Here is a 6569-nt window from a genome sequence, read left to right as displayed (position 1 = left end):
CCGTCGCCCAGGCTGAGGGTGAGCAGGCGTTGGTCTTGATTGAAGGCGGAGGCGAAGCTGGCGAGCAGGGTGCTGAGGTCCATGGGGCGGGCGGTTTCCAAACGCAAAAATAAAAGCACCCTCGCGCAGGAGGGTGTCCGAGGGGGTGTTTTCGGCTCAAGAAACTAGATAGCGGGAGGATTCTAAGTATCTGGGTAGGCGGTGACAAGCTATGCCGCTCGAATGTTCACCCTTTGCTGGGTTTTACCTGTCCCTATTGCCAGGTTTTGGCCGATGGAGGAGGGCTGCTGAAGGCTCAGTCCAGCGTATCCATATAGTCCTTGCCGCGCAGCCGCCCGGTTTGCGCCCAGGGCAATGGCTGGCCGGCGGCCAGCGGGCGGATGTCCACGCGCATGCTTTCGCGATGGCGGCCGTCCTGCGAGCGGGACTCCACCCGCAGCGGCAGCGCCCAGCGCGTGCTCCATTGCAATTGCTTGCTGTGGCCGTTGGCGGTTTTGCGATACCAGCGGCTGCCGTCCGCGCCGGGGCCGACGGTAAAGCCTTTCAGTTTTTCAATGTCCACCAGCTGGCTGGCCAGGGTCCAGGAGCCGTCGAAGCCCACGTCGCTCCATTCGCGCTGGCCCACCTGCACCAGCAGCCGCTGTTGCGGCACGGCGAATTCCAGCCGCGGCTGGCCTTTGGCGTCCAGCCACACGTGGCGGCTGGCGGCGGCGTAGTCGATATGATCGTGGCCGTCTTCCGCGCCATGATCGTGGTCATGGCCGCCGGCGCGCGCGTTCAGCCGTTCGCGCCAGACGTGTTTGCCCTGGCGGGTCAGTTTTTCCCTATAGCGTATGGTTTTTTCCACGCCGTCGTTGCCGATGGTGACGGTTTCGTAGCTGATGGTGGCCACCAGGTCCGGCACGGCGGCGCGCAGGGTCGGGGACAGGGCCAGCAAGGCTAGCGGCAGCAGGATTTTCATCGTGGTCTTTCGTCATTCGTAAAAGGAGGCTTGCCCGAGGGCAAGCCGAATGGAGTGAATCCGTGACGGCCGCGCCGGGCCTGGAGCGGCGCCGGCGCGGGGGCGGGGGTTTAGAGCCTGTTTACGATTTCGCAAGCTAGAGCGAGACCAGGCGAAAACGAGTGAAAAAGCGGAATGTACGTGTGGTACATGAGCATTTTGAGCTTGTACTCACTGTGTAACGCTCCACGACGCGCAGCAGATCGTAAACAGGTTCTTACAAGCCCAGCGCGCTTTTCACCAGGCCAAACACCTTGGTGTTGTCCATCACGCCCTTGAAACCCTTGGAGCCGGCGCCGCCGGACATCAGCATCACGTCGCCGCCGCCGTGGGTTTCGCTGGACAGGCGGATGCCGGTTTCCTGTTGGTAGTCGTCGCCCATCGCGGTGGCGGAGTCCACCGATACGCGGGTGGCCTTGCGGTTGGGGCCGTTGCCGAATACCAGCGCGGTGTAGGTGGCGCCGTCCGCGTCCTTGGATTCCTTGCCGTCGGCGTAGCCGCGCACGATGTCGTGAATGGGGTTGCCGCGCTTGGCGTAGCCGTTGATGGTCATGGTGTGGTCGTGGTCCGCGGTGACCACGATCAGGGTGTTGTTGAGGTCCACCTTGGCCAGCGCGGTCTTGATGGCGTTGTCGAAGGCGATGGTGTCTTCCAGCGCGCGCTTGGCGTTGGTGCCATGCAGCGCGTGGTCGATGCGGCCGCCTTCCACCATCAGCACATAGCCGTTGCCGTTGCGGGACAGGGTGTCGATGGCCTTGGCGGTCATATCCGCCAGGCTGGGCTGGTTAAGATTGTTCTTCACCCGGTCCAGCTCGTAGTCCATGTGGTCTTTGTTGAAGATGCCCAGCAGTTTGCTTCCGGACTGCGGATTGAAGGCGGCCAGCTCGCTGCCGCTGCTGACCAGGGTGTAGCCCTTGGCTTGCATCTCGGTCAGCAGGTTGCGGCCGTCCGGGCGTTTGCCACCGGAGGCGGTGGGCAGGAAGAATTTGCTGCCGCCGCCCATCAGCACGTCCAGGCCGGCGCCCAGCTTGGCGTTGTAGCCGGCGCCGCCCGGAACCGCCTGGGCGGCGATGTCGGATTCGGCGTCGCGGTGGCAGACGTGGGCGTAAGTGGCGGCCGGGGTGGCGTGGGTGACGCGGGTGGTGGTTACCGCGCCGATGGCCTTGCCCTTGGCCTTGGCCAGCTCCAGCAGGGTGGTGGCCGCTTGGCCGTTGCCGACGCCGCAATTGCCGGTGCCGTTGCTGTTGGGGTCGATGGCGCGGGTGTCGGCGGACATGGAGATGACTTCGTTGTTCATCTTCACGCCGGTCATATAGGCGGACATGGACGGCGCGCTGTCGGTGGTTTGCGCGTCGTTGGAGAAGGTTTTGACGCGGGCGGTGCGGGACAGCTGTTCCATGTTCAGCTTGCCGGCTTCGCCGTATTTGTAGATGCGGGAGGCGGTGACGGTGGTGGGGCCCATGCCGTCGCCCAGGAAGAAGATCACGTTCTTGGCTTCGCCCGCGGCCTGGGCCGGGAGCGCGTGCAGGGCGGCGGCCAGCGCGGCAACGCTCAGCAGCGGTTTCATCATCGGTTTCATTGCGGTTCTCTTGTATGGATATTTGCGTAGCGTTTGGGGGCGGCGCGGCTCAAAGCGCGGCGGCTTTCTTCACCAGGCCAAACACGTCGATGTTCTCCAGGAAGCCCTGGAAGGCGTCCGAACCCTGGCCGATGGCGCCGATGAAGACATCGGTGCCGCCGTGGGTCTCGCCGCCGGCCGGCATGCGCACCGCGGCTTCCTGGTGGTAGTCGTTGGCGGAGACCGCGGCGTCGGTCAGCGCGGTAGCGGCGTTGCGGTTGCCGTTGACGCGGTTTTCGCCGTTGCCGAAGCCGATGATAGAGTAGGGCATGCCGTCGGCGTCGGTGGCCACGCTGCCGTTGCTGTAGTTTTTCACCAGGCCCAGCACGCCGGGATTGCTGGGGGTGGTCTTGCCGGTGCGTTGGGCGTAGCCGTTGAGCACCAGGGTGTGGTCGTGGTCCGCGGTGACCACGATCAGGGTGTTTTTCAGGTCCGGATCGCGCTGTTTCATCGCGTCGATGGCGGTCTTGATCGCCTGGTCGAAGGCCACGGTGTCCTGCAAGGCTTTCTTGGCGGTGGTTTCATGCAGCGCGTGGTCGATGCGGCCGCCTTCCACCATCAGGAAAAAGCCCTGCTTGTCCTTGCGGTCCGCCAGCATGGAGATGGCCTTGGCGGTCATCTCGGCCAGGCTGGGTTCCTTGGCGGCGTCGCGGTCCAGGTCGTAGCTCATGTGGCTGCTGGTGAACAGGCCCACTGCGCGGTTGGTCTTGGCCGGGTCCAGCGCGTTGAAGCCGGTTTTGTCCGCGGCGTAGCCGTAGCCCTTGGCTTTCAGCTCCGCCACCAGGTCGCGGCCGTCGGCGCGTTTGCCGCCGGCGGCCTTGGGCAGGAAGAACTGGCGGCCGCCGCCAAACACCACGTCCACGCCGTCTTGCAGCTTGGCGTTGTATAGCGCGCCGCCCGGCACCAGTTGGGCGGCGATGTCGGATTCGGCGTCGCGGTGGCAGACGTGGGCGTAAGTGGCGGCCGGGGTGGCGTGGGTGACGCGGGTGGTGGTGACCACGCCGGTGGCCTTGCCGCCGGCCTTGGCCAGTTCCAGCAGGGTGCTGACCGGCTGGCCGTTGCCGCTGCCGCAGTTGGAGGTGAAGTCCGCGTTGGGGGATTTGGCCTGGGTGTTGGTGGACATGGAGATGACTTCGTTGTTCATCTTCACGCCGGTCATGTAGGCGGACATGGACGGCGCGCTGTCGGTGACTTGAGCGTCGTTGGAGAAGGTTTTGACGAAGCCGCTTTCCGGCAGCGTGTCCATGGTCAGCTCGCCGTCTTCGCCCACGGCATAGATGCGGGCGGCGGTGGTGGTGTTGATGCCCATGCCGTCGCCCAGGAAAAAGATTACGTTTTTGGCGACGGGGCGTAGGCCCTGGTTATTGTTGGCGGAGCCGCTGGCGGGGCCGCCGTTGCTGCCGCAGGCGGCCAGGCCGATGGCGGCCGTCACGGCCAGGGTCAGGCTAAGGATGCGCATGATGTTATGTTCCGGGCATGAAAAAAACCGGCACAGCATAGTGGGCGCATGTTTCGGCCAGGAGAGGTTTTGATGAAGCTTTTGTTGCCGAGTCAACCGGGAGGGGGCTTGGGCGTTGACGGGCTGCGCTTAGAACCTATTTATGATCTGCTGCGCGTCGGCGATACGGCGTTGAAACCGGCTTCGAAATACTCATGTACCCTATGTACATTCCGCTTTCTCAGCCGTTTTCGCCTTGTCTCGCCTTAGCTCGCGAGATCGTAAACAGGCTCTTAGCGTTGTTTGGCGCACAGGGGCAGCAGCCGTTGATAGGCGGCGTTGATTTCCTTGCTTTTGCGTTCCGCCAGCTCGCGCAGCTCCAGGCCCAGGGCGCTGACCTTGTCCGGATGGTACTCCGCCATCCGCGCCCGGTAAGCCGCTTTGAGCTCCTCCGCGGAGCAGGGCCAGGCGATTTGCAGCACCTGGCAGGCGCGTTCGGTTTCGGAGACGGGGCGGGCCGACGGCGTCTCCGGTCGCGAAGGACTCAGCGCCCGGCGGATCAGCCAGTAGGCCAGCAGGGCAAACAACAGCAGCGCAATCAATCGCATCGATACGGCTCCTTGGCAGAGGCCGTCCGCGCTTGCGGACGGAATAGCAATATGGAGCGGCGGGCCGGCCGCGGGTTCCCGGCGCGGGGCCGCGGCCGGCGAAACTTTGCCGCCGGCGGGCGGTCCCATCCGACCCGGCCATGTTCTTTTAGAGTGGCTAACAACAGTCAGTGTTACGGCTGAGGCAAGGCGCGCCGGCGCAGGCAGTACTTGAGTACGGCCAGTCGGCGCAACGCGGCATCAGGACCATTGTTAGCCGCTCGTAATCTAGCGCCGCCCGCCGATCCGGGGAGGCGGCGGCCCGCAAGGAAGCGTATGAGTCCCACCATCCGTCTGGCCGTCCGGGCCGACATCGCCGCGCTGTTCGATATCCGCACCAGCGTCCGGCAAAACCACCTTTCCATCGAGCAACTGGCCGGCCTTGGCATCACGCCGGAGACTATCGCCGAAACCATCGCCGCCGCGCCCTGCGCCTGGATCGCGGAGCAGGACGGCCAGCCGGCCGGCTTCGCCATGGCGGACCTGGACGCCGGCGAAGTGTTCGCCTTGTTCATCAAGCCGGAGTTCGAGGGCTTGGGCCTGGGCCGGCAACTGCTGCGCCAGGCGGAGGCCGCGCTGTTTCAGCGCCATTTGCTGATCCGGCTGACCACCGACGGCGACGAAGCCATCCGCGCCAACGGCTTTTACCAGCGCCAGGGGTGGCGGCAAGCCGGCTTGGCAGAGGGCGGAGATGTGGTGTACGAGAAGCGGCGCGGGGGCTGAACGAGGCGCGCCTCCGGCGACGAGGCTGATGAGCCGGGGGCGTGCCGGATACGCGGGCTCCCGAGCGTTTGGAGGCGCGCCGCTTGCAGGTAAAGAGGGAGCGCTTCTTCTTTAAGCGCATAAGCATAAGCCAATATGCCACTACAGCCGCGCCGGCTTTTATATTATGATGCCGGCTCTGCGTTGTTTGCCGCCCCTGTCCGCAATACCCAGTTCCCTGTTTCATGCCAAGACGCCGCGTTTCGCGCGCGCCTTCGTCGTCGACTGTTTTCGGGTGGCCGCGCCAAGTCATAGATGATAGCCGTCCTGGAGTTTTGAATGAGTTTCACCACCTTGTTGCTATATATCGTCGCCGTCAGCGCCGTGATGATCACCCCCGGTCCGTCCATGCTGCTGGCGCTCAACAACGGCGCCAGCCACGGCATGCGCATCGCCAGCTACGGTTTTGCCGGCGCGGTGTTGTCTGATCTGCTGTTGATCGCGGCCGTGGGCTGCGGCCTGGGCGCGCTGTTGCAAGCGTCGGAACAATTGTTTTCCATCGTCAAATGGGGCGGAGCCGCCTATCTGGTCTATCTGGCCTGGATGATGTGGCGCGCGCCCACTCAGGCGCTGGCGGCCAGCGCACAGAACGGCGAGGCCAGCGGGCGCGGCACGTTTTTGCGTTCCTTGGTGGTGGGCCTGTCCAATCCCAAGGGGCTGCTGTTTTTTACCGCCTTCCTGCCGCAGTTCATCCGCCAGGACCAGCCGGCGGTGCCGCAATACATGATTCTGGCCGTGGTCACCGCCAGCGTGGATTGCGTGATGATGTTCATCTACGCCTACGGCGGCCGCCATGCGATGCGCACCTTCTCCGCCCGCGTCATGGGCTGGATCAACCGCAGTTGCGCCGGCATGCTGGCGGTGTTGGCCATCGGCCTCAGCCTGTACCGCCGCAGCGATATGAGCTGAGCGCGTCGCCGCTGCGCAAGAACAAGCCCGCCGGGATCGGCGGGCTTTTTTATTTGGGTGGCGGTTTCAATAAAACCATTTCGCCAAATCAACAATTTTTGCAAGTCCGGATTACCAGAGGTTCTTTAAGCTGCGTCCTTATAAAAGCTACGGTGCCAGACCGCGCGTCATCCGCCAAGCCCGCCTCATTTGCTC

At 64.2% G+C, this 6569-nt stretch carries 6 protein-coding genes; 2 read left to right on the top strand and 4 right to left on the bottom strand.

What is annotated here, in order from left to right:
* Window positions 1-295: 295 nt before the first annotated feature.
* From ACUXV1_RS19675 to ACUXV1_RS19660, 4 genes are all read right to left on the bottom strand, one after another.
* Complete coding sequence (locus tag ACUXV1_RS19675) at window positions 296-961, bottom strand: hypothetical protein (RefSeq protein WP_203390142.1); 666 nt, start codon at window positions 959-961, stop codon at window positions 296-298.
* A 256-nt stretch (window positions 962-1217) separates the two neighbouring features.
* Window positions 1218-2579, bottom strand: a complete 1362-nt coding sequence (locus ACUXV1_RS19670; protein WP_231138314.1) for an alkaline phosphatase — start codon at window positions 2577-2579, stop codon at window positions 1218-1220.
* 49 nt (window positions 2580-2628) lie between these two features.
* Entirely contained in the window at window positions 2629-4077 is a 1449-nt protein-coding gene (locus ACUXV1_RS19665; protein WP_194427952.1) for an alkaline phosphatase, read from the bottom strand.
* 272 nt (window positions 4078-4349) lie between these two features.
* Entirely contained in the window at window positions 4350-4664 is a 315-nt protein-coding gene (locus ACUXV1_RS19660; RefSeq protein WP_203390144.1) for a DnaJ domain-containing protein, read from the bottom strand.
* 315 nt (window positions 4665-4979) lie between these two features.
* Here ACUXV1_RS19660 and ACUXV1_RS19655 point away from each other — a divergent pair, with 315 nt between their 5' ends.
* Complete coding sequence (locus ACUXV1_RS19655) at window positions 4980-5426, top strand: GNAT family N-acetyltransferase (RefSeq protein WP_203390145.1); 447 nt, start codon at window positions 4980-4982, stop codon at window positions 5424-5426.
* Window positions 5427-5744: 318 nt separating this feature from the next.
* Entirely contained in the window at window positions 5745-6374 is a 630-nt protein-coding gene (locus ACUXV1_RS19650) for a LysE family translocator (RefSeq protein ID WP_043633520.1), read from the top strand.
* Window positions 6375-6569: the final 195 nt, after the last annotated feature.

Source organism: Chromobacterium sp. W521, from assembly GCF_052805975.1.
This window is presented reverse-complemented; position numbering and strand designations above follow the sequence as displayed.

What these genes read in the sequence shown, in the direction of transcription:
- ACUXV1_RS19675 (WP_203390142.1), bottom strand. Translation starts at nt 961, where the DNA reads ATGAAAATCCTGCTGCCGCTAGCCTTGCTGGCCCTGTCCCCGACCCTG.
- ACUXV1_RS19670 (WP_231138314.1), bottom strand. Translation starts at nt 2,579, where the DNA reads ATGAAACCGATGATGAAACCGCTGCTGAGCGTTGCCGCGCTGGCCGCC.
- ACUXV1_RS19665 (WP_194427952.1), bottom strand. Translation starts at nt 4,077, where the DNA reads ATGCGCATCCTTAGCCTGACCCTGGCCGTGACGGCCGCCATCGGCCTG.
- ACUXV1_RS19660 (WP_203390144.1), bottom strand. Translation starts at nt 4,664, where the DNA reads ATGCGATTGATTGCGCTGCTGTTGTTTGCCCTGCTGGCCTACTGGCTG.
- ACUXV1_RS19655 (WP_203390145.1), top strand. Translation starts at nt 4,980, where the DNA reads ATGAGTCCCACCATCCGTCTGGCCGTCCGGGCCGACATCGCCGCGCTG.
- ACUXV1_RS19650 (WP_043633520.1), top strand. Translation starts at nt 5,745, where the DNA reads ATGAGTTTCACCACCTTGTTGCTATATATCGTCGCCGTCAGCGCCGTG.